22 protein-coding genes are annotated in these 18444 nt (G+C 74.3%); 12 read left to right on the top strand and 10 right to left on the bottom strand.

What is annotated here, in order from left to right; genetic code table 11:
- The first annotated feature begins 96 nt into the window (after nt 1-96).
- Nucleotides 97-414, top strand: a complete 318-nt coding sequence (locus ACQP04_RS35135) for a hypothetical protein (RefSeq protein WP_433504734.1) — start codon at nt 97-99, stop codon at nt 412-414.
- Nucleotides 415-432: 18 nt separating this feature from the next.
- Here the strand turns inward: ACQP04_RS35135 and ACQP04_RS35130 are convergent, their stop codons facing one another.
- On the bottom strand, nt 433-1017 hold the full coding sequence (locus ACQP04_RS35130; protein WP_433504733.1) for a dihydrofolate reductase family protein: 585 nt from the start codon (nt 1015-1017) through the stop codon (nt 433-435).
- A gap of 146 nt (nt 1018-1163) precedes the next feature.
- Between ACQP04_RS35130 and ACQP04_RS35125 the strand changes: the two genes are divergently transcribed.
- Nucleotides 1164-2228, top strand: a complete 1065-nt coding sequence (locus ACQP04_RS35125) for an NYN domain-containing protein (protein ID WP_433504732.1) — start codon at nt 1164-1166, stop codon at nt 2226-2228.
- Nucleotides 2229-2237: 9 nt separating this feature from the next.
- Here ACQP04_RS35125 and ACQP04_RS35120 read toward each other — a convergent pair whose 3' ends face one another.
- Together ACQP04_RS35120 and ACQP04_RS35115 are read right to left on the bottom strand one after the other, a co-directional pair.
- Complete coding sequence (locus ACQP04_RS35120) at nt 2238-2804, bottom strand: hypothetical protein (RefSeq protein WP_433504731.1); 567 nt, start codon at nt 2802-2804, stop codon at nt 2238-2240.
- A gap of 239 nt (nt 2805-3043) precedes the next feature.
- Nucleotides 3044-3823 carry an SDR family NAD(P)-dependent oxidoreductase gene (locus ACQP04_RS35115; protein WP_037052297.1) on the bottom strand — a complete coding sequence of 260 codons (780 nt, stop codon included), beginning with the start codon at nt 3821-3823 and terminating at the stop codon, nt 3044-3046.
- A gap of 80 nt (nt 3824-3903) precedes the next feature.
- Between ACQP04_RS35115 and ACQP04_RS35110 the strand changes: the two genes are divergently transcribed.
- Together ACQP04_RS35110 and ACQP04_RS35105 are read left to right on the top strand one after the other, a co-directional pair.
- On the top strand, nt 3904-4416 hold the full coding sequence (locus ACQP04_RS35110) for a MarR family winged helix-turn-helix transcriptional regulator (protein WP_433504730.1): 513 nt from the start codon (nt 3904-3906) through the stop codon (nt 4414-4416).
- A complete protein-coding gene (locus ACQP04_RS35105; protein WP_433504729.1) occupies nt 4413-5279 on the top strand; it encodes an EamA family transporter in 867 nt (288 codons plus the stop codon). The genes ACQP04_RS35110 and ACQP04_RS35105 overlap by 4 nt, the downstream gene beginning before the upstream one ends.
- A gap of 3 nt (nt 5280-5282) precedes the next feature.
- Here the strand turns inward: ACQP04_RS35105 and ACQP04_RS35100 are convergent, their stop codons facing one another.
- From ACQP04_RS35100 to ACQP04_RS35080, 5 genes are all read right to left on the bottom strand, one after another.
- Nucleotides 5283-5702 (bottom strand): hypothetical protein, encoded by a 420-nt coding sequence (locus tag ACQP04_RS35100; protein ID WP_433504728.1) that lies wholly within the window; start codon nt 5700-5702, stop codon nt 5283-5285.
- Between the two features lie 53 nt (nt 5703-5755).
- Nucleotides 5756-6118, bottom strand: a complete 363-nt coding sequence (locus ACQP04_RS35095) for a VOC family protein (protein WP_433504727.1) — start codon at nt 6116-6118, stop codon at nt 5756-5758.
- A gap of 37 nt (nt 6119-6155) precedes the next feature.
- Nucleotides 6156-6929, bottom strand: a complete 774-nt coding sequence (locus ACQP04_RS35090) for a sulfite exporter TauE/SafE family protein (protein WP_433504726.1) — start codon at nt 6927-6929, stop codon at nt 6156-6158.
- Nucleotides 6926-7396: an NAD(P)-dependent oxidoreductase gene (locus tag ACQP04_RS35085; RefSeq protein WP_433504725.1), complete on the bottom strand. Its 471-nt coding sequence runs from the start codon at nt 7394-7396 to the stop codon at nt 6926-6928. Before ACQP04_RS35085 ends, ACQP04_RS35090 begins: the two co-directional genes overlap by 4 nt.
- A gap of 66 nt (nt 7397-7462) precedes the next feature.
- Complete coding sequence (locus ACQP04_RS35080) at nt 7463-8167, bottom strand: GntR family transcriptional regulator (protein ID WP_433504724.1); 705 nt, start codon at nt 8165-8167, stop codon at nt 7463-7465.
- Between the two features lie 291 nt (nt 8168-8458).
- Between ACQP04_RS35080 and ACQP04_RS35075 the strand changes: the two genes are divergently transcribed.
- From ACQP04_RS35075 to ACQP04_RS35055, 5 genes are read left to right on the top strand one after another with little or no spacing between them, the layout of a single operon-like run.
- Nucleotides 8459-9622: an NRAMP family divalent metal transporter gene (locus ACQP04_RS35075; RefSeq protein WP_433508499.1), complete on the top strand. Its 1164-nt coding sequence runs from the start codon at nt 8459-8461 to the stop codon at nt 9620-9622.
- Nucleotides 9619-10374: a LamB/YcsF family protein gene (locus ACQP04_RS35070; RefSeq protein WP_433504723.1), complete on the top strand. Its 756-nt coding sequence runs from the start codon at nt 9619-9621 to the stop codon at nt 10372-10374. Before ACQP04_RS35075 ends, ACQP04_RS35070 begins: the two co-directional genes overlap by 4 nt.
- Nucleotides 10371-10985, top strand: coding sequence for a 5-oxoprolinase subunit B family protein (locus ACQP04_RS35065; RefSeq protein ID WP_433504722.1), 615 nt, complete (start codon nt 10371-10373; stop codon nt 10983-10985). Before ACQP04_RS35070 ends, ACQP04_RS35065 begins: the two co-directional genes overlap by 4 nt.
- The gene (locus ACQP04_RS35060) at nt 10982-11827 is read left to right on the top strand and encodes a biotin-dependent carboxyltransferase family protein (RefSeq protein WP_433504721.1); all 846 of its coding nucleotides are present in this window, start codon (nt 10982-10984) and stop codon (nt 11825-11827) included. Before ACQP04_RS35065 ends, ACQP04_RS35060 begins: the two co-directional genes overlap by 4 nt.
- A gap of 58 nt (nt 11828-11885) precedes the next feature.
- Nucleotides 11886-12683 (top strand): putative hydro-lyase, encoded by a 798-nt coding sequence (locus ACQP04_RS35055; protein ID WP_433504720.1) that lies wholly within the window; start codon nt 11886-11888, stop codon nt 12681-12683.
- Here ACQP04_RS35055 and ACQP04_RS35050 read toward each other — a convergent pair.
- Complete coding sequence (locus ACQP04_RS35050) at nt 12680-13270, bottom strand: TetR/AcrR family transcriptional regulator (RefSeq protein ID WP_433504719.1); 591 nt, start codon at nt 13268-13270, stop codon at nt 12680-12682. The genes ACQP04_RS35055 and ACQP04_RS35050 overlap by 4 nt on opposite strands.
- A 292-nt stretch (nt 13271-13562) precedes the next feature.
- Between ACQP04_RS35050 and ACQP04_RS35045 the strand changes: the two genes are divergently transcribed.
- From ACQP04_RS35045 to ACQP04_RS35035, 3 genes are all read left to right on the top strand, one after another.
- Nucleotides 13563-14765, top strand: a complete 1203-nt coding sequence (locus ACQP04_RS35045) for a cytochrome P450 (protein WP_433508498.1) — start codon at nt 13563-13565, stop codon at nt 14763-14765.
- 193 nt (nt 14766-14958) lie between these two features.
- Nucleotides 14959-16203 carry a cytochrome P450 gene (locus ACQP04_RS35040; protein ID WP_433504718.1) on the top strand — a complete coding sequence of 415 codons (1245 nt, stop codon included), beginning with the start codon at nt 14959-14961 and terminating at the stop codon, nt 16201-16203.
- A 101-nt stretch (nt 16204-16304) separates the two neighbouring features.
- Nucleotides 16305-17528 carry a cytochrome P450 gene (locus ACQP04_RS35035; protein WP_433504717.1) on the top strand — a complete coding sequence of 408 codons (1224 nt, stop codon included), beginning with the start codon at nt 16305-16307 and terminating at the stop codon, nt 17526-17528.
- Nucleotides 17529-17535: 7 nt separating this feature from the next.
- On the opposite strand, the gene ACQP04_RS35030 is transcribed toward ACQP04_RS35035, so the two are convergent.
- Nucleotides 17536-18240, bottom strand: coding sequence for a type 1 glutamine amidotransferase (locus ACQP04_RS35030; RefSeq protein ID WP_433504716.1), 705 nt, complete (start codon nt 18238-18240; stop codon nt 17536-17538).
- Between the last annotated feature and the right edge of the window lie 204 nt (nt 18241-18444).

Below are 18444 nucleotides of genomic sequence, written 5' to 3'. Positions count from 1 at the left end.
GTCGGCGCTGATCACACCCTCCGTTCGGTCGTGGCAGGGGGCCCGTGCGCCGCGTTGAATGGTGGGTGAGGCGCGGTTCGAGGGGAGCGAGGCACCGTGGGCAGGACGGACGAACTGGTGGTCGCCGACGGACGACCGGTCGTGGACGGCACGGTGCGCTCCTCGGCGCAGCTGCGCGCGGAGATCCGCGAGCAGCTCGAGGCGCAGGAGGACCGGCGCGACGACGATCTCACCCGCGAACGGGTCGAGCTCCGCGAGAGCCTCGAGCGGCTGGACTCCGGACTGCAGGCCCTGCGGGCCCGACTGAAGGAGAAGGCCGTGCATGCCGCGAAGATCGCGGGCGGGGTGGTCGGGGTGGGCGCCGCCCTCACCGGCGCCGCGATCGTGTGGTGGAAGCGGTCGGCGCCGGAGTGAGTGCGGGCCGGTAGTGCCTCAGGCCGCCTCGCCCGGGCGGTGCACCCGGTACCGGAGGTGGACGACGTCCCGGCCGTCGATCCGACGGAGCAGCTCCAGCTCGGTGCGCCGACCGTCGAGGTGGTCGAACAGCCTCCGCCCCTCGCCGAGCAGGACCTGCACCAGGTGGATCTCCATCTCGTCCAGGAGCCCGGCACGTAGGAGTGACTGCGCTGCGCCCGCCCCGTGGACCAGGACGGCCCTGTTGTCGGCCGCCGCACGGGCCTCGCGCACGCACTCGCGGACGTCGGTCACGAACCGCGTGTGGCCGGGCGGCACGTCCCCGTCGTCGACGTGGTGGGTGAGGACGAGGACGGGCACGCCGCCGTGGTGGTCGCCCTGCCAGCGGCCGGCGAGCTCGAAGGTCCGTCGGCCCGAGATCACCGCCCCGGTGTCCATGGCCTCCCGGAAGACCTGGCCGTTCGGACCCTCGGACTCGCGGTCGTCGAGCCAGTTGAACAGCCGTCCCCCACCGCGGCCGAGCTCCTGCCCGGCCCGGTCGTCGGGACCGGCGATGTAGCCGTCGAGCGACATGGACATGTACAGCCGGATCGGACCGCTCATCGTGAGGCCTCCCGTCTCTCGTGTCACCCGGTGAGGTAGTGGACGGGAGACCGTCCTCGGCCTGCGTACTCATCGGCGACAACCCACCTGGCGTGCCGCGCTCGCTCAGGACGTGGCACACCATCGCCCTCGCTAGGCTCCGCCCGGTGGAGAACGACGACGAGCGGATCGCGCTGTTCCTCGACTACGAGAACCTCGCGATCGGTGCGCGCGACGGGCTGGGTGTGGCGCCCTTCGACCTGGGCCCGGTGGCGGACGCGCTGGCCGAGCGGGGCCGGGTGGTGGCCCGGCGGGCGTACGCGGACTGGTCGGCCTTCGACGAGGACCGCAGGCTGCTCGCCCGGCAGCAGGTGGAGCTGATCGAGATCCCGCAGCGGCTCGGGGTGGCCCGCAAGAACGCCGCGGACATCAAGCTCGCCGTCGACGCGATCGAGCTGGCCTACGAGCGCGGCTTCATCACCACGTTCGCGATCGGCACCGGCGACTCGGACTTCACCCCGCTCGTCCACAAGCTGCGCGAGATGGACAAGCGCGTGATCGGGATCGGGGTGGAGTCGTCGACGTCGCGGCTGCTGCCGCCGGCCTGCGACGAGTTCCTGTTCTACGACCGCCTGCCCGGGGTGGAGCCCCGGCCGGCCCCGCGACGATCCAGGAGCCGGATCGTCGTCGTCGAGCCGGACCCGGTGCCGGCCCCCGAGCCGGAGCCCGCGGAAGCCGCGGAGGACACGGAGGACGAGGAGCGGGAGGACGTCGGCAAGCTCGTGGCCAGCACCCTCGCGGGCCTGCAGCGCCACACCGACGGCCCGGTCCTCGCCTCGCGCCTCAAGCGGGCGATCCTGCGCAAGGACCCGACGTTCGACGAGGCGGACTGGGGCTTCCGCGGCTTCGGCGAGCTGCTCCGCCATCTCCAGGAGGAGAGGGTGGTCGAGCTCGGCGAGGGGGCGGCCCAGGGCGACCCCTCGGTGACGTTCCCGGAGCCCGGGCCGGACGACGACGCGTTCGGCCTGCTCGTGGAGGTCGTCCGCGCCCTGGGTCGCCCGCAGCTGTCCGGGCTGAAGAACCAGCTGCGCAAGCGGCGCCCGGACTTCAGCGAGAAGCGCTACGGCTTCAACGGCTTCCTGACCTTCGTCCGGGCCGCCCGCGCCCGCGGTCTCGTCGAGATGGAGCGCGACGAGGACCTGGGCGACTACGTCCTGTCGGTCCGCCGCTGAGGGCGTCCGTCAGGGGGTGGCGGCCTTGGAGCCGTCGGGCGCCACGGCGAACCACGTCCCGCCGGTGCCCTGCCCCGCGGTGGTGGTGAGGCTGCCGTCGTCGCCGGCGTAGCGGTAGAGCGGCCAGCCGGCGAGGGTGACCTGCTTGGTGCCGTCCTCGCGCGTGACCGTGCCGACCTTGCTCGCGTCGACGCCCATCAGCTCGGGCTGCTGTCCGTCGCCGAGCAGCACCGGCGGCCACTCCGCGGCGCAGTCCTCGGTGCAGGTCGTCGTCGACGGGGTGGCGGAGTCGTTGTCGTAGCGGTGCATCACGTGCCCCGCCGCGTCGGTGACGACCGTGCCGAGCGGCCCGCTCTGCACGGCCCACAGCTCGACGCCGCCGTCGCCGTGGTGCATGCCGGCCATGTCGCCGCTCATGTTCGACATGTCGTGGCCCTGCATGGACGACATGTCGTGACCCTGCATCTGGGTCTGTGCCTGCGGGGTGACCTGCTCGTCCTGCGCCCCGGAACCGCAGGCGCTCAGGCTGAGGACCCCGGCGGCGAGACCGGCCAGGATGAGGTGCGTGCGGCCCATCGGCGTCTCCTCTCGTGTCGGCGGAGACGGTAGGCCCGGCACGACGGGAGGACGCGCGACCTGAAGGGGAGGTTGCGTCCGCACCGCCGATTCGTGCCCACGGCGAGGTGAATGGCCACGGGTTGCTCCGGGGGGAGCAGCCGGCTCGGCCGGACGTGCGGTGCCCTGTTCTCAGGTTCGTCGACGAGCGGGCGAGCGGCCGCGCGAGTATCCCGGGCCGGGGGTCCGGGGCCCCGGAGCTAGGCGTTCCGGATCGTGAGCCCCCCGTCCACCACGATCGTCGCGCCGGTGATGAACGACGAGGCGGGCATCAGCAGCGACACCGTGGCGTGCGCGACCTCCTCCGGGTCCCCGTAGCGCCGCAGCGCGGTCCGGCGGCGGGCGAAGACCTCCTTGTCGGCGTCCGGGATCCGGGCGGTCATGCCGGTGCGGATCGGGCCCGGGCACACGCAGTTCACGGTCACGCCGGTCTTGCCGTACTCGACGGCGAGCGAGCGGGTCAGGCCGATCACGCCGTGCTTCGAGCTCGTGTACGGGGCGATCTGGGCCGTCGCGCCCAGGCCCTCGGTGGAGGCGATGTTGACGATCCGGCCGTCGCCGTTGCGGACCAGGTCGGGCAGCGCGGCGCGGGCGAACAGGGTCTGCGCGGTGAGGTTCACGGCGAGGGTGGTGGCCCAGGCCTCGGCGAACCCGTCGTCGGAGAAGGGCAGGTGGATGCTGACGCCGGCGTTGTTGACCAGCCCGTCGAGCGGGCCGAGCTCCTGGCGGACCTCGGCGACGGCGGCGGCCGGCGCGGCGGGGTCCGACACGTCGGCGACGACGGGGTGCACCGTCGCCCCGACGCCGCGGATCTCGTCGGCCACGGCCTTGAGGCCGTCGGCGTCGCGGTCGACGATCCCGACCTTCGCGCCCTCGTCGGCGAGCAGGTGGGCGGTCGCGCGCCCCATCCCGCTGGCGGCGCCGGTGACGAGGACGACCCGGTCGGCGACCGACCGGCTGAGCTTCGTGAGACGGGCCATGGATCAGGACTACCAGGAAACCGCCCGGAACTGAACGCTCGCTCAGGAGTGAGACCCGCGAACGAGGGTATGCATAACTCATGCATGAGTCGCGCCTCGGCAACCTGCTCGGCGCTGCCGCGCTCGCCCTGTCCGACCTGATGCTGGCCCGGGTGCGGGAAGCGGCCGGGGTGAGCGTGAGCGGGGCCGCAGCGCTGGTCGTCCTCGCCCACGCGCCCGGGGTGAGCGTGACCGAACTCGGCCGACGGGTGGGGCTGTCCCAGCCGGCCACCGCGCGGATGGTGATGTCCCTGGAGGCGGCGGGCCTCGCCCTCCGCGGCCCCGGCGAGGGCCGGACGGTCCCGGTCACGCTCACCGCGGCCGGGGAGCGGACGGTCCGGGAGGTCCTCACCTCCAGGGCGGCGGGCACGGAGCAGGCCCTGGCCGGGCTCGACGAGGACGACCGCCGCGTCCTGACCCGCCTCCTCGAGGGACTCCTCGGTCGGCTCTACACCGAGGTCGGCAGCGCGGAGGTGCTCTGCCGGCTCTGCGACCGGGCCTGCTGCACGGACGGAGCGGTCTGCCCCGTCGGGCAGGCCGAGCGGGAGCGGTGACCGTGGGCGCCGCCCTCGCCCTGGTCTCCGCGCTGAGCTACGGGCTGTCCGACGTCGTCGGGGGCGTCGTCGCGCGCCGGATGCGGGCCGTGCACGTGGCCTTCCTCGGCCAGCTCGGCGGGCTGCTCGCGGTGGCGGTCGCCGCACCCCTCCTGGCGCCCGCGCCGCCGGCGGTCCCCGACCTCCTGTGGGGTGGGCTGTCCGGTCTCGGGACCGGGCTGGCGATGGCGTTCCTCTTCCGCGGCATGGGCCGGGGCGCGATGTCGGTCGTCGTCCCGGTGAGCGCGGTCGGCGGGGTCGCCCTCCCCGTCCTGGTCGGGGCCACGGTGCTCGGCGAACGGCCCGCCTGGCCGACCTGGCTCGGCGTCGGGCTGGCCCTGCCCGCGCTGTGGCTGGTCTCCCGCGCGTCGGGCGGTCCGGCACGGAACGGGGCGGCGCCGGGCGCGGTGGCGGACGGGCTGGTCTCCGGCGTCGGGATCGCGATCCAGTACCTCGCGCTGGCCCGGGCCGGCCCCGCGTCCGGGCTGTGGCCCGTCCTCGCCGGCCGGGTCGCCGCGCTCGCCGCGGTCGGCGTCCTGGCCTGCACGCTGATGCACGCCGCCGGCACGGACGGCGAGCGGCGGGCCGGGGCCCGGGAGGCGGTCGCGGCGGGCGGCGCCGGCGTGCTCGCCGCCGTGGCGCTGGGCGCCTACCTGGTCGCGGCGCAGAGCGAGTTCGTGACCGTGGCGGTGGTGCTCTCCTCGCTCTACCCGCTCGTCCCGGCGGTGATCGGCGTCGCCGTGCTCGGCGAGCGCCTGTCCCGCGGGCAGGTGCTCGGCCTGGTCGTGGCGCTCGCCGCCGCCGTCCTGGTCGCCCTCTCCTGAGCCTCAGGGCAGGAAGAGCCGCACGACCTGCCGCTCGACGGCCGCGCCGGTGGACAGGTCGGCGATGAAGCTGGAGACGATCGTGCCGGTCGCACCGGCGTAGCGACCGCGGCCGGCGACCCGCCACGCGATCGTGCCCTGCATGACCGGCTCGCCCTCGGCCGAGGGCTCCATCGACCCCTGCCCGATGGTCGTGAGGTCCAGCGTGCCGTCGCCGAGGTTCATGGTCCCCACCTCGTCGAACGTGGTCTGCCCCGTGAGCTGCACGCGGCTCTCGTAGCTCGCGAGGTCCGGCGCGTCGCCCGGGTCGCCGTCGAGCACCGTGACCCGGCCGCTGCCAGACTTCACCGCGAGGACGGGCGGCTCGCCCTCCGGGGGCGTGGCCTGGGGCTCGAACGTCAGCAGCAGGGTCAGGCGTCGCACGGGGGCCTCCTCGCGTCGGTGTGCGGGGAGGCTCGACCCGATCTCGGCGACCGTTAGGCCGGGACCGGCTGGGTCAGGTTGACCGCGTTGCCGTCGGGGTCCTGGATGTGCGCCACCCGCTGGCCCCAGGGCATGTCGTTGGGCGGGCCGAGGACCGTGCCGCCGAGCGGCTCGACGCGCTCGAGGCGCGCCCGCACGTCGTCGACGTCGATGCTGAGCAGGACGCGGCCCGGCCCGGCGGGCGCCTTCTCGTCGTCGACCAGGCCGAACTCGGCCGCGCCCGCCCGCAACCCGACGTAGAACGGCTCGCCCTCGGGCGGCTGGCGCAGGGTCTCCTCGGCGTCGAGCAGGCCGCGGTAGAAGGCGAGCATCCCGGGGAGGTCGGCCGTCACGAGGATCGGCTGGATCGTCGTCATGCCAGGGAGGACCGGCCCGCGCGGCCGAAGTCATCGCTCACGCCTGGATCCACAGGCTCACGGCCAGGCCGAGTCCGGCGAGCCCGATGGCGATCCGCAGCGGCGTGGCCGGCACCCGCCGGACGATCGCCGGCCCGATCCGGGCCCCGAGGAGCAGCCCGGCGGCCAGCACCCCGACCGCGGCCCAGTTCACGGGCGCGACGATCGCGAACACCACCGCCGCGACCAGGTTGGCCGCGCCGGTCGCGAGATTCTTCGCGGCGTTGGAGCGGGCGAGGCTCTGCGACCACGCCACCGACAGCAGGGCCAGCATCATCACGCCCGCCGCGGCCCCGAAGTAGCCGCCGTAGAGCGCGACCCCGAACGCGGCGACGAGGGTGAGGGGGCCGAGCGGGGTGGCGCCCCGGATCGTGCCCGACGACTCGGCGCGGCGCTCGGCCCACCGCCGCAGCCGCGGCGCCGCCACCAGCAGCACCGAGGCCAGGGCGATCAGCCACGGCACGATCACCTCGAACGTGTCCGACGGCGTGAGCAGCAGCAACGCGCCGCCCGCGGCCCCGCCGACGCCGGTGAGCAGGCAGAGCCGCAGCAGCGTCCGGCCCTGCCCGACGAGCTCGGGGCGGGACCCGGCGACCGAGCCCACGGTCGTCCCGAGCATCGCGACGGTGTTGGTGACGTTGGCGATCACCGGCGGCAGCCCGACGGCGAGCAGCGCGGGGTACCAGACCAGCGAGGCCAGTCCGGCGACGGAGCCGGTGAGGCCGCCGCCGATCCCGGCCACGAACAGGAAGGCGAGCTGCCAGGCGCTCACGGGACGGGGGTGACCAGCGTGCCGTCGGCCAGGAAGCGGTCGAGGTTTTCCAGGACGACCCGCTCCATCGCCGCGCGGGTCTCGACCGTGCCGCTGGCCAGGTGCGGCAGCAGCACGACGGTGTCCAGCCCGAACAGCTCCTCGGGGACGCGCGGCTCGTCGGCGAAGACGTCGAGCCCGGCGCCGCCCAGCCCGCCCGCCTGCAGCAGTGCGGCGAGCGCCTCGTGGTCCACGACGCTGCCGCGCGCGATGTTGACCAGGTACCCCTCGGGCCCGAGGGCCTCGAGCGGCGCCGCGTCGACGGGTGTGCTGCCGGTGCTGACCAGCACCCGGACCTTCGCGCCGGACTCCTCCAGCCAGGCGTCCCGCTCGGGCCCGGCCGGCGGCGGGGTCGGGGCCTCGTACCTCGTGGCCGGGGTCTCTGCCAGCGAGGGCTTCATCCGGCCCATCGAGAGCACGTGCGTCATCCGGTCCCTTCCGTGGGACTCCATCCTGCGGCAGGCGGGGTGGAGCGCTCCACGGAATGTGAGCCGTCACAGGTTCGCGAACGCCGCCAGGATCTGCGCCTCGGCGGTGCGCAGGTAGCTCGCGACCTCGGCCGCCGCCCGCTCGCGCTCGCCGGACTCGACGAGTCGGGTGATGGCGTCGTTGCCGTCGAGGTAGGGCTCGTGGAACTCCCGCACCGAGGTCATCCGGTGGAAGACCAGCCGCATCTCGGCGAGCAGCAGGCCCATCTGCTGGTCGAGCCGGGCGCTGCCGGCCAGCCCGACGAGCGCGCGGTGGAAGTGCTGGTTGGCGCCGGCGACCCCGGGCCAGTCGTCCTGCGCGGCGGCCTCGCGGCCCTCCCGCACGGCCGCCCGCAGCCGTCCGACGGCCTCCGGGTCGTCCGCGCGCTCGCCCTCCCGGACGGCGGCGGGCTCGATGAGCAGCCGGGCGCGGTAGACGTCGCGGACCGCCTCGGCGTCGGGCACGGCGACGAACACCCCGCGGTTCGGCTCGCGGACCAGCACCCGCTCCGCGACCAGCTGTGACAGGGCCTCACGCACCGTGTTCCGGGAGACTCCGAGCGCATGGGACAGCGCCTGCTCGGGTAGTCGGCCGCCAGGGCGCAAGCGACCCTCGACCACCTCGTTACGCACGGCATCGGCCACGCGTTCGGCCGTGGAGGTGCGGGCGACGAGGGCCCGCGCCCCGGTGAGCGAGGCGAGAGCGGCGCCGGCCGGATCCGCGATCGTCACGGGCAGAGCCTACGTGACCATCGTGTTTCCGCATCCACGCTTCCTCTTGCTGAATTGTTGAGCAATTCTTACGCTCACCACCTGAACGACCGGGTGTGGTCCCGGTCATGTCCGGCGGGAGGGCACGTGAGCGCGAACGGCGGCAAGGCACAGGACGGCGACCCGGCGGTGCGGGCGCGGGACGCGGGCCCGGACGGCCAGGGCGGCGGCACCGGCAGACCGGACGGCGAGGAGCGGGGCCGCGCGGCCACGCGCCCGACCACCGCCGTCGCGAAGGGCGGCCGCGGCGCGCTGCTCGGCGCGATGTTCCTGATGGCGACCAGCGCCATCGGCCCCGGCTTCATCACCCAGACCACGACCTTCACCGTCCAGCTCGGCGCGGCCTTCGCGTTCGCGATCCTGGTGTCCATCCTGATCGACGTCGCCGTGCAGCTGAACGTCTGGCGGGTCGTCGGCGTCTCCGGCCGCCGCGCCCAGGACCTGGGCAACCGGGTGGCACCGGGCGTCGGCTGGGTGCTCGCCGCGCTGGTGCTGATCGGCGGGTTCGTCTTCAACATCGGCAACGTCGGCGGGACCGGCCTCGGCCTGAACGCGATGCTGGGGCTCGACACGAAGATCGGCGGCGCGATCTCGGCGGCGATCGCGATCGCGATCTTCCTGAGCAAGCGGGCCGGGGTCGCGCTGGACCGGATCGTGGTGCTGCTGGGCGTCCTGATGATCGGCATGACGGCGTACGTCGCGATCGTCTCGCAGCCCCCGCTCGGCGAGGCGCTGCGCAGCTTCGTGCTGCCGGACACGGTCAACTTCCTGGCCATCACCACCCTGATCGGCGGCACGGTCGGCGGGTACATCACCTACGCCGGCGCCCACCGGATGCTCGACTCCGGCGTGACCGGGCCCGAGAACGTCGGGCCGATCACCCGCAGCTCGGTGCTCGGCATCATCGTCACCGGCGTGATGCGGGTGGTGCTGTTCCTCGCGGTGCTCGGCGTGGTTGCGGGCGGCGTCGCGCTGGCGAAGGACAACCCCGCGGCGAGCGCGTTCCAGGCCGCGGCCGGGCAGGTCGGGCTGCGCCTGTTCGGCGTGATCCTGTGGGCGGCCGCGATCACCTCGGTGGTCGGCGCGGCCTACACGTCCGTCTCCTTCTTCACCACCGAGCGGACCTCGCCGCGCACGCGGAACCTGCTGACCGTCGGCTTCATCGCCCTGAGCGCGCTGGCGTACCTGCTGATCGGCGCCGCGCCCGTCACGCTGCTGGTGTTCGCGGGCGCCTTCAACGGTCTGATCCTGCCCATCGGGTTCACCGTGATCCTCTGGGTGGCCTGGCGGCGCCGCGACCTGCTCGGCGGCTACCGCTACCCGCGCTGGCTGCTCGGCGTGGGCGTCCTCGCCTGGCTGATCGCGCTCTACCTGGGCTGGTCCTCGCTGGCTGCGGTGGGCAGCCTGTTCACATGAGCTTCGACCTGAACTCCGACCTCGGCGAGTCCTTCGGCCGCTGGGAGCTCGGCGACGACGAGGCCATGCTCGGCCTGGTGACCAGTGCGAACGTCGCGTGCGGCTTCCACGCCGGGGACCCGTCGACGCTGCGCCGGACCGTCGCGGGCGCCGCGGCGAACGGGGTGGTGGTGGGCGCGCAGGTCGCCTACCGCGACCTCGCGGGCTTCGGCCGCCGGTTCATCGACGTGCCGCCCGCGGACCTCACCGCCGACGTGCTCTTCCAGATCGGCGGGCTGGAGGCGATGTGCCGGGTGGCCGGGACGACCGTCCGGTACGTCAAGCCGCACGGGGCCCTCTACAACGCGACCGTGCACCACCGGGAGCAGGCGAAGGCCGTGGTCACCGCGGTCGCCGAGTACGACGCGGCGCTGCCGGTCCTCGGCCTGCCCGGCTCGGAGCTGCTGCGCGCGGCCGAGGAGGCGGGCCTGCGCGGGGTGCCCGAGTTCTTCGTCGACCGCGGGTACACCCCCGAGGGCGCGCTGGTCTCCCGGCGCGAGGAGGGCGCCGTCCTGCACGATCCGGAGGAGGTCACCGCGCGCCTGCTCCGGATGCTCGACGAGGGCGTGGTCCGGGCCGTCGACGGCTCGGACGTGCGGGTGTCCGCCGAGTCCGCCTGCGTGCACGGGGACTCCCCGGGCGCGGTCGGCATGGCCACCGCCGTCCGTGCGGGGCTGGAGAAGGCCGGCGTGGAGCTGAAGGGGTTCGTGTGAGGGTCCTGCCCTACGGCGACGCCGCGCTGCTCCTCGAACCCGAGGGGGAGATCGCGCAGGTCGTGGCGCTCGCCGACGCCTGCCGGGAGGCGGAGCTGCCCGGGGTGCTCGACGTCGTCCCGGCGGCGCGGACCGTGCTGCTCGTCGCCCGACCCGGCACCGACCTCGGGCGGCTGCGTGCGGACGTCGACGCGCTCGAGGTCCGGCCGGCCGAGGCGGGCGCGCCGGCCGGAACCGTCGAGATCCCGGTGGTCTACGACGGCCCGGACCTCGACGACGTCGCCCGGCTGACCGGGCTGGACCGTGCGGAGATCGTCGCGGCCCACACCGGCACGCCGTGGCGGGTGGCCTTCGGCGGGTTCGCGCCCGGTTTCGCCTACCTGTCCGGCGGCGACCCGCGGCTGCAGGTGTCGCGCCGCGAGGAGGCCCGCACCAAGGTCCCGGCCGGGTCCGTGGGGCTGGCCGGGGAGTTCAGCGGGGTCTACCCGCGGTCGTCGCCCGGCGGGTGGCAGCTGATCGGCCGCACGGACGCGCAGCTCTGGGACCTCGACCGCGACCCGCCCGCGCTGCTGCAACCGGGCGCCGAGGTCCGGTTCGTGGAGGCGTCGTGATCGAGGTCCTCGACGCCGGTCCCCAGGCGCTGGTCCAGGACCTGGGGCGGCCCGGGCTGGCGGCGATCGGCGTCGGGCGCTCCGGGGCCGCCGACCGGGCCGCGCTGCGGCTCGGCAACCGCCTGCTGGGCAACGACGAGGGCGCCGCCGGCGTCGAGATCCTCCTCGGCGGGTTCGCCGCCCGGGCCGGGAAGGACCTGCTGGTCGCGCTGACCGGCGCGCCCGCCCCGGCGACCGTCGACGGACGCCCGGTCGGCCACCACGCGCACGTCCGGCTCCGGCGGGGGCAGGAGCTACGGCTCGGCCCACCGCCCACCGGCCTGCGCACCTACCTGTGCGTTCGCGGCGGGATCACGGTGCCGCCGGTGCTGGGCTCGCGCAGCACGGACGTCCTGTCCGGCATCGGGCCCGAGCCGCTGGAGAAGGGCGCGGAGCTGCCGGTCGGGCCGGAGCCGACGGAGTTTCCGTCGATCGACTTCGCGCCCGTCGCGACGCCCCCCGCGGGGCTCGTCACGCTGCGCGCGATCTCCGGACCGCATGCCGAGCACGCCGTCGACCCCCGGGCGCTGGCCACCGCGCGGTGGGTCGCCTCCGGCCGCACCGACCGCGTCGGGATGCGGCTCGAGGGCGCGACGCTGGAGGTCGCCGAGGGCGCCGGCTCGCTGCCCAGCGAGGGCCTCACCCGCGGGGCGATCCAGCTGCCGCCGGGCGGCGAACCCGTCGTCTTCCTCGCCGACCACCCCGTGACCGGCGGCTACCCCGTGATCGCGGTCCTGCGCGACGCCGACGTCGACCGCGCCGCCCAGGTCCGCCCCGGCCAACCCGTCCGCATCACCCTGTGAGTGGCGATGCTCGTCATGGCGACTGTCGCCGCTCACAGGGGCTGACCAGGGAGAACACGTGCAGAACCTGACCCCCGCCGAGGCCCGCCACCGCTTCCGAGCCGGCCTCGTGACCCCGACCGCCGGCTGGTGTGCCGGATTCACCCAGGCCAACCTCATCGCCCTGCCCCGCGAGCTGGCCTGGGACTTCCTGCTGTTCGCGCAGCGCAACCCGCAGCCCTGCCCGGTGCTCGACGTCCTGGAGCCGGGCGAGTTCGGTGGCCCGATCCTCGACGGCGACGTCCGCACCGACATCCCGCTCTACCGGATCTACCGCGACGGCGTGCAGGTCGCCGAGACGCCCGACGCCCGCGAGTTCTGGCGCGACGACCTGGTCGCCTTCCTCGTCGGCTGCAGCTTCACCTTCGAGCGGGCGCTGCTGGCCGCGGGCGTCCCGGTGCGGCACGTCGAGGAGGGCCGCAACGTCCCGATGTACCGGACGAGCCGGCGGTGCCGCGGTGCCGGGACGCTCGGCGGCCCGATGGTCGTCTCCATGCGCCCGGTCCCGGAGCACCTGGTGGACACGGCGATCGCCGTCACGGCCCGCTACCCGTCCGTGCACGGCGCACCCGTGCACGTCGGCGACCCCGGTGAGCTGGGCATCGCCGACCTCGCCGCCCCGGACTACGGCGACGGCGTGACCGTCCGGGAGGGCGAGGTGCCGGTGTTCTGGGGATGCGGGGTCACGCCGCAGGCCGCCGTCGTCGAGTCCCGGCCCTCGCTCGCGATCGCGCACGCGCCCGGCCACATGCTGATCACCGACGCCCGGGACGCGGACTACCTCGTCGGCCCCGAGCCGCTGGTGGGCGCGAACTAGCCGCAGATCTGGTCCAGGTAGGCAGCCAGCGTGCGCCGGATCGCCTCCGGCGAGGTCAGCCGCGGCCGCGCGCTGCCCTGGAAGATCAGGCCCTGGAGCAGGGCGTCGAGGCAGAAGGCGGTGGCCTCGGGGTCCAGCTCCGGCCGCAGCTCCCCGCTGGTCTCGAGGACGCCGACGGCCCGGCGGGCGAGCCGGCGGATCCCGGCGCCGGTCTCCTCGCTGATCGCCGCCAGCGCCGGCGACGACCGGGCGTGCGCCGCGAGGGCGAGGTAGGTCTCGGGGTCGGCGCGCTGCCGCTCGTCGACCGGCAGCAGCTCGAGCAGCATCCGCTCGACGCCCTTGCGGTCCACCGCCTCCACCAGCAGCGGCACCACCCGGGCGGCGCCGCTCGTGACCGTCTCGACCATCGCCGTCTGCAGGAGGGCGTCCTGCGACGGGAAGTAGTAGCGCAGGGTGGTGGGGGACAGGCCCGCCTCGGCGGCGACGGACCGCACGGACACCCCGGCGAGGCCGTCGCGCCGGAGCACCCGCCAGAGGGCCTCGACGATCTCCGCCCGCCGGGCGTCGTGGTCGGCGAGGCGCGGCACGGGCTTTGTCTACCACGCCGCGGCGGGTAGGTTCTGGTACGGCCGTACTAGCAACGCTCCGTGCCGGTGGGTGACCGACGGGGGGTCGGCACGGAGTTCGTGCCGTGCGGTCAGGGCGCGGTCCCGGTCCCAGGACCGGGGCCGCGCTCCCCCGAACGCCGTCTCAGGGGTGTCTCAGCGTCGTAGCGGTGCTTGCATCGGATGTTCACGAGCCACCGCTAGGGTCGGCCGCGTGCTGCCCACGCTCCGAGCACGCCTCGCGTCCTGGTTCGTCCGCCGTCAGCTGGCCCGCATGAACCGGAAGGGACTCGACCTGGGGTCGCTGCTGCCCGACTCCGCCCTCATGCCGCTGCGCCGCGACGGGCTCGACCCGGTCCCGGCCCTGGCCGAGAGCCGGGACGCCGCGCCGGTCAGCCGCCTCGACCTGCCGCTGAAGATCGACGTCTGGCTGGTCACGGGGCGTGACGAGGTCCGGTCCGTCCTCGGTTCCGTCGACACCTACTCCAGCGACTTCAACCACCTGGCCGTGCAGGTCGGGATGGCCGAGAGCGAGAACCCCGGCGGCCTGGGCTTCTCCGACCCGCCCGTGCACACCCGGCTGCGCAAGCTCCTCACCCCCGAGTTCACGATGCGCCGGCTCGCGCGGCTCACCCCGCGGATCGAGGAGATCGTGAGGGAGTGTCTGGACCGCATGGACGCCGCTCCGGGCCCCGTCGACCTCGTCGAGGAGTTCGCGCTGCCGATCCCGTCGCTCGTGATCTGCGAGCTGCTCGGGGTGCCGTACGCCGAGCGCGAGGCCTTCCAGGAGGTCGCCACCGCGCGGTTCGACCTGCTCGGCGGGGCCAGCGCCTCACTCGGCGCGATCTCCGACTCGCTGGTCTTCCTGCGCGAGCAGGTCAAGAAGCAGCGCGACGCCCCCACGGACGGCCTGCTCGGCATGATCATCCGGGAGCACGGCGACCGGGTGGACGACGAGGAGCTCGCCGGCCTCGCCGACGGCGTCCTGACCGGCGGGTTCGAGACCACCGCCAGCATGCTCGCCCTCGGCACCCTCGCGCTGGTCGAGGACCGCGAGGCTGCCCGGATGGTCCGCGAGGACGACGCCGCCGCCGGCGCGATCGTCGAGGAGTTGCTCCGCTACCTCACCGTCGTGCAGGTGGCGTTCCCGCGGTTCGCCACCCGGGACGTCGAGATCGGCGGGGTCGAGGTGAAGGAGGGCGACGCGGTGATCTGCTCGCTGCTCTCCGCCGACCGGGACGGCGAGCGGCTGGAGACCTTCGACCCGCACCGCGGGCCGGGCTCGCACTACGCCTTCGGCCACGGCATCCACCGCTGCATCGGCGCCGAGCTGGCCCGGATGGAGCTGCGTGCCGCCTACCCGGCGTTGTTCCGCCGGTTCCCCGACCTCCGCCTGGCCGTGCCGGTCGACGAGCTGGAGTTCCGGGACGCCTCGATCGTCTACGGGGTGGAGACGCTGCCCGTGCTCGTGCGCTGAGCGCGCAAAGGCCCGCTGCACTCGACGAAGGGCGCCGCCCGCCGGAGGAGGACCGGGCCTCGGGGAGGATCTCCCGCCCGGCGGTGGTCAGGGTGGGTCCGCCGGGCCCGGAGTTCGATCCGTCGGACCTCCGGTGCTTTACCGGCTCGGGGGATGGTGCCCATCCTGGGGCACCCGACGACGGAGGTCGACGATGACCGCACCCGACACCCGTGGCTGCCCGGTCCGCGCGGACGTGGACCCGTTCGACCCGGCCTACCTCGCCGACCCGTACCCGCTGCTCGCGGAGCTGCGCGAGCACGAGCCGGTCACCTACCTGCCGGTCCTCGACATGTGGGCCGTCACCCGGCACGCCGACATCGACGCGGTCTTCCGCGACCCGGCGACCTTCTCGGCGTCGATCGCGCAGGACCCGATCTTCCCGCCCGCTCCGGAGGCTCGGGAGGTCCTGGCGGGCTTCCGCGCCGCTCCGACGATGTCGAACTGCGACCCGCCGAAGCACACGCGGATCCGCCGCCACACCGCGCGCGCCTTCTCGGCGCGACGGATCGCGGTGGTGGAGCCGGCAATCCGGGCGAAGGCCGGCGAGCTGATCGGGGCGATGCTGCGCGAGCCGGAGGCCGACGTCGTCGAGTCCCTGACCTTCCCGCTGCCCGCCTCGATGATCTTCACCCTGATCGGCTTCCCGCCCGGGGACACGGAGATGCTGCGCGGGTGGTGCGGCAACCGCACGGCCTTCAGCTGGGGGCGGCCGACCGTCGAGGAGCAGACCGGGATCGCCCGGAACATGGTGCGGTACTGGCGGTACTGCGAGGACTTCGTGCACGCGCGGCTCGCCGATCCGGCCGACGACTACACCAGTGACCTCCTCCGGGCCCATCTCGCCGACCCGGAGGACCTGACGGTCGACGAGATCGTCAACGTCGTCTACGGGCTGAGCTTCGCCGGCCACGAGACCACGACGAACCTCACGACCAACGGCCTGCGCCGGCTGCTCGAGGACCGCAGCCGATGGGAGGCGCTGTGTGCCGATCCGGCGCTGATCCCGGCGGCCGTCGAGGAGGTGCTCCGGTACGACACCAGCGTGATCGCCTGGCGCCGGCGCACCACGTGCCCGGTCTCGGTCGGTGGCGTCGACCTGCCGGAGGGCGCCCGCCTGCTGCTCCTGCTCGGCGCGGCGGGACGCGACCCGCGAGCCCACCCCGATCCGGATACCTTCGACCTCCGCCGCGAACCCCGCCCGCACCTGGCCTTCGGCAAGGGTGTGCACTTCTGCCTGGGCGCCCCCCTCGCCCGCTCGGAGTTCCGGATCCTCCTCGAGCTGCTCACGGCCGCCGCCCCGGACCTCGGGCTGGTCGCCGGGCAGGAGCTGACCTTCTCCCCGAACGTGAGCTTCCGCGGACCGCGGCGCCTGCTCGTGCGGCGCAGCCGCGGCTGAGGGCCACCGGTTCGGGGTGTGGTACCGGGCGTGAGGCCGGTGTTACGGTCGAGCAACCAAACGGACGTTAGACAACGCCGCCTGATGCCCCGGAGGCCCTCGTGTCCGCACCCGCTGCTCCCGCCGCCCCCGACATCCTCTCGCCGGAGTTCGCCCGCGACCCGTACACCGCCTACGCGGTGATGCGCGAGCACCACCCGTTGATCCGGCACGAAGCCACCTCGTCGTACGTGATCAGCCGGCACGCCGACGTCGTCCGCGCGTTCAAGGACCCGGTCTTCACCAGCCGCAACTACGAGTGGCAGCTCGAGCCGGTCCACGGTCGGACGATCCTGCAGATGGACGGCCGGGAGCACTCGACGCACCGCAACCTGGTCGCGCCGGCGTTCCGAGGCCGCGAGCTGGCCGAGAAGTTCGTGCCGGTCATCGAGCGCAACTCCGCCGCGCTGATCGAGGCCTTCCGGTCCGACGGCCAGGTCGACCTGGTCGACCGCTACGCGACCCGGTTCCCTATCAACGTCATCGTCGACATGCTCGGCCTGCCGAAGAGCGACCACGAACACTTCCACCGCTGGTACACGTCGATCATGGCGTTCCTGTCCAACCTGTCCGGGGACGAGGAGGTCACCGCGCAGGGCCTGGCGACGAAGGCCGAGTTCGAGGAGTACATGCTCCCGGTCATCGCCGCGCGGCGCGCGAACCCGGGCGACGACCTGCTCTCCACGCTCTGCACGGCCGAGATCGACGGCGTGCGGATGAGCGACGACGAGATCAAGGCCTTCTGCAGCCTGCTGCTCACCGCGGGCGGCGAGACCACCGACAAGGCGATCGCGAGCCTCATGGTGAACCTCGTCGCGCACCCCGAGCAGCTCGCCGAGGTCCGTGCCGACCACTCGCTGATCGCGGCCGCGTTCGCCGAGACGCTGCGCTTCTCCCCGCCGGTGCACATGATCATGCGGCAGCCGGCCGAGGACGTGGAGCTCTCCGGCGGCGTCGTGCCGGCGGGGAGCACGGTGACGTGCCTGATCGGCGCGGCGAACCGGGATCCGGAGCGGTACGCGAACCCCGACGAGTTCGACCTGCACCGGCCCGACCTCGACCTGAAGCGGGCCTACACCGCCGGGGCCGACCACACCGCGTTCGCGCTGGGTCGACACTTCTGCGTGGGCGCCATGCTGGCGCGCACGGAGCTGGAGGTCGGTATCGCCCAGCTGCTCGACGCCATGGAGGACATCCGGTTCGCCGACGGCGCCCCGCCGCCCGAGCACGGGGTCTTCACACGCGCCCCGGTGTCGGTGCCGCTGGTGTTCACGCCCGCCGGATGAGCTGACCTCACGCCGCGGTGGGGAGGTCCGCCCGGGCGAGGAAACCGGCGATCAGGGCGCGGCAGGCGTCGGCCAGCTCGTCGGCCCGGGCGGCCAGCTCGGCGCGCACCGCGGCGAGGTCCACCTCGGCCGCGACGGCCGCGCTCACCTCGGGCGACCAGGCCTCGGACCAGGTGGCGAAGACGTCCGGGGTGATCTCGGGGTGGAACTGCAGACCGAGATGGGGGCCGAGGGCGAAGGCCTGGAGGGCGACGGCGTTGCGGGACAGCTCCTCCGCGCCGGGCGGGAGGGTGAAGGCGTCGTAGTGGAACTCCATCCACCGCCCCGCCGGGAGCACGTCCGGCTGCCGCGTGTCCAGGTCGACGAGCCCGCGCTCCGGCTCGGGTGTCCGGCCGACGGTCCCGCCGAGCGCCCGGGCCAGCGCCTGCCCGCCGAAGCAGATGCCGAGCACGGGGGTGCCGGCCTCGACGGCCCGGTGCAGGAACGCCAGCTCGGGTGCGAGCCACGGCAGCTCGTCGTCGTAGGCGGCGTGTGCCGAGCCCATGACCACGACCAGATCGCGGTCGGCGGGGTCCGGCACCGCCCCGCCACCCAGGAAGGTCACGATCTCGGCCTCGACGCCCTGCTCGGCGAGTGCCGGCAGGACGGTCCCCGGGATCCGGCGCTGCCGGACGGGGTCGGTCTCGTGGACGACGACGAGTGCGCGGGGCATGGACTCGTGGCTACCGGTCCGGAGCGCCTCCCGTCCACCCCGCGGCCCGACGCACAGCGTGGGACACGGCACACCTGCTCTTGCGCGGTACACCTGCCCGGGGCTCGCCGGCAGACCCGAGAGGACCCCCGCGCACCCGGCGAGGCGCGGCACACCTGCCCCGGCGCTGTCGCACACCCGAGGGGTCGGCGGGACACGTCGTCG

Source organism: Pseudonocardia halophobica (genome assembly GCF_050948485.1).
GTDB classification, from domain to species: Bacteria; Actinomycetota; Actinomycetes; order Mycobacteriales; family Pseudonocardiaceae; genus Pseudonocardia; species Pseudonocardia halophobica.
The sequence above is the reverse complement of the archived record's forward strand: the minus strand, read 5'-3'. Positions and strand labels throughout refer to the sequence as shown.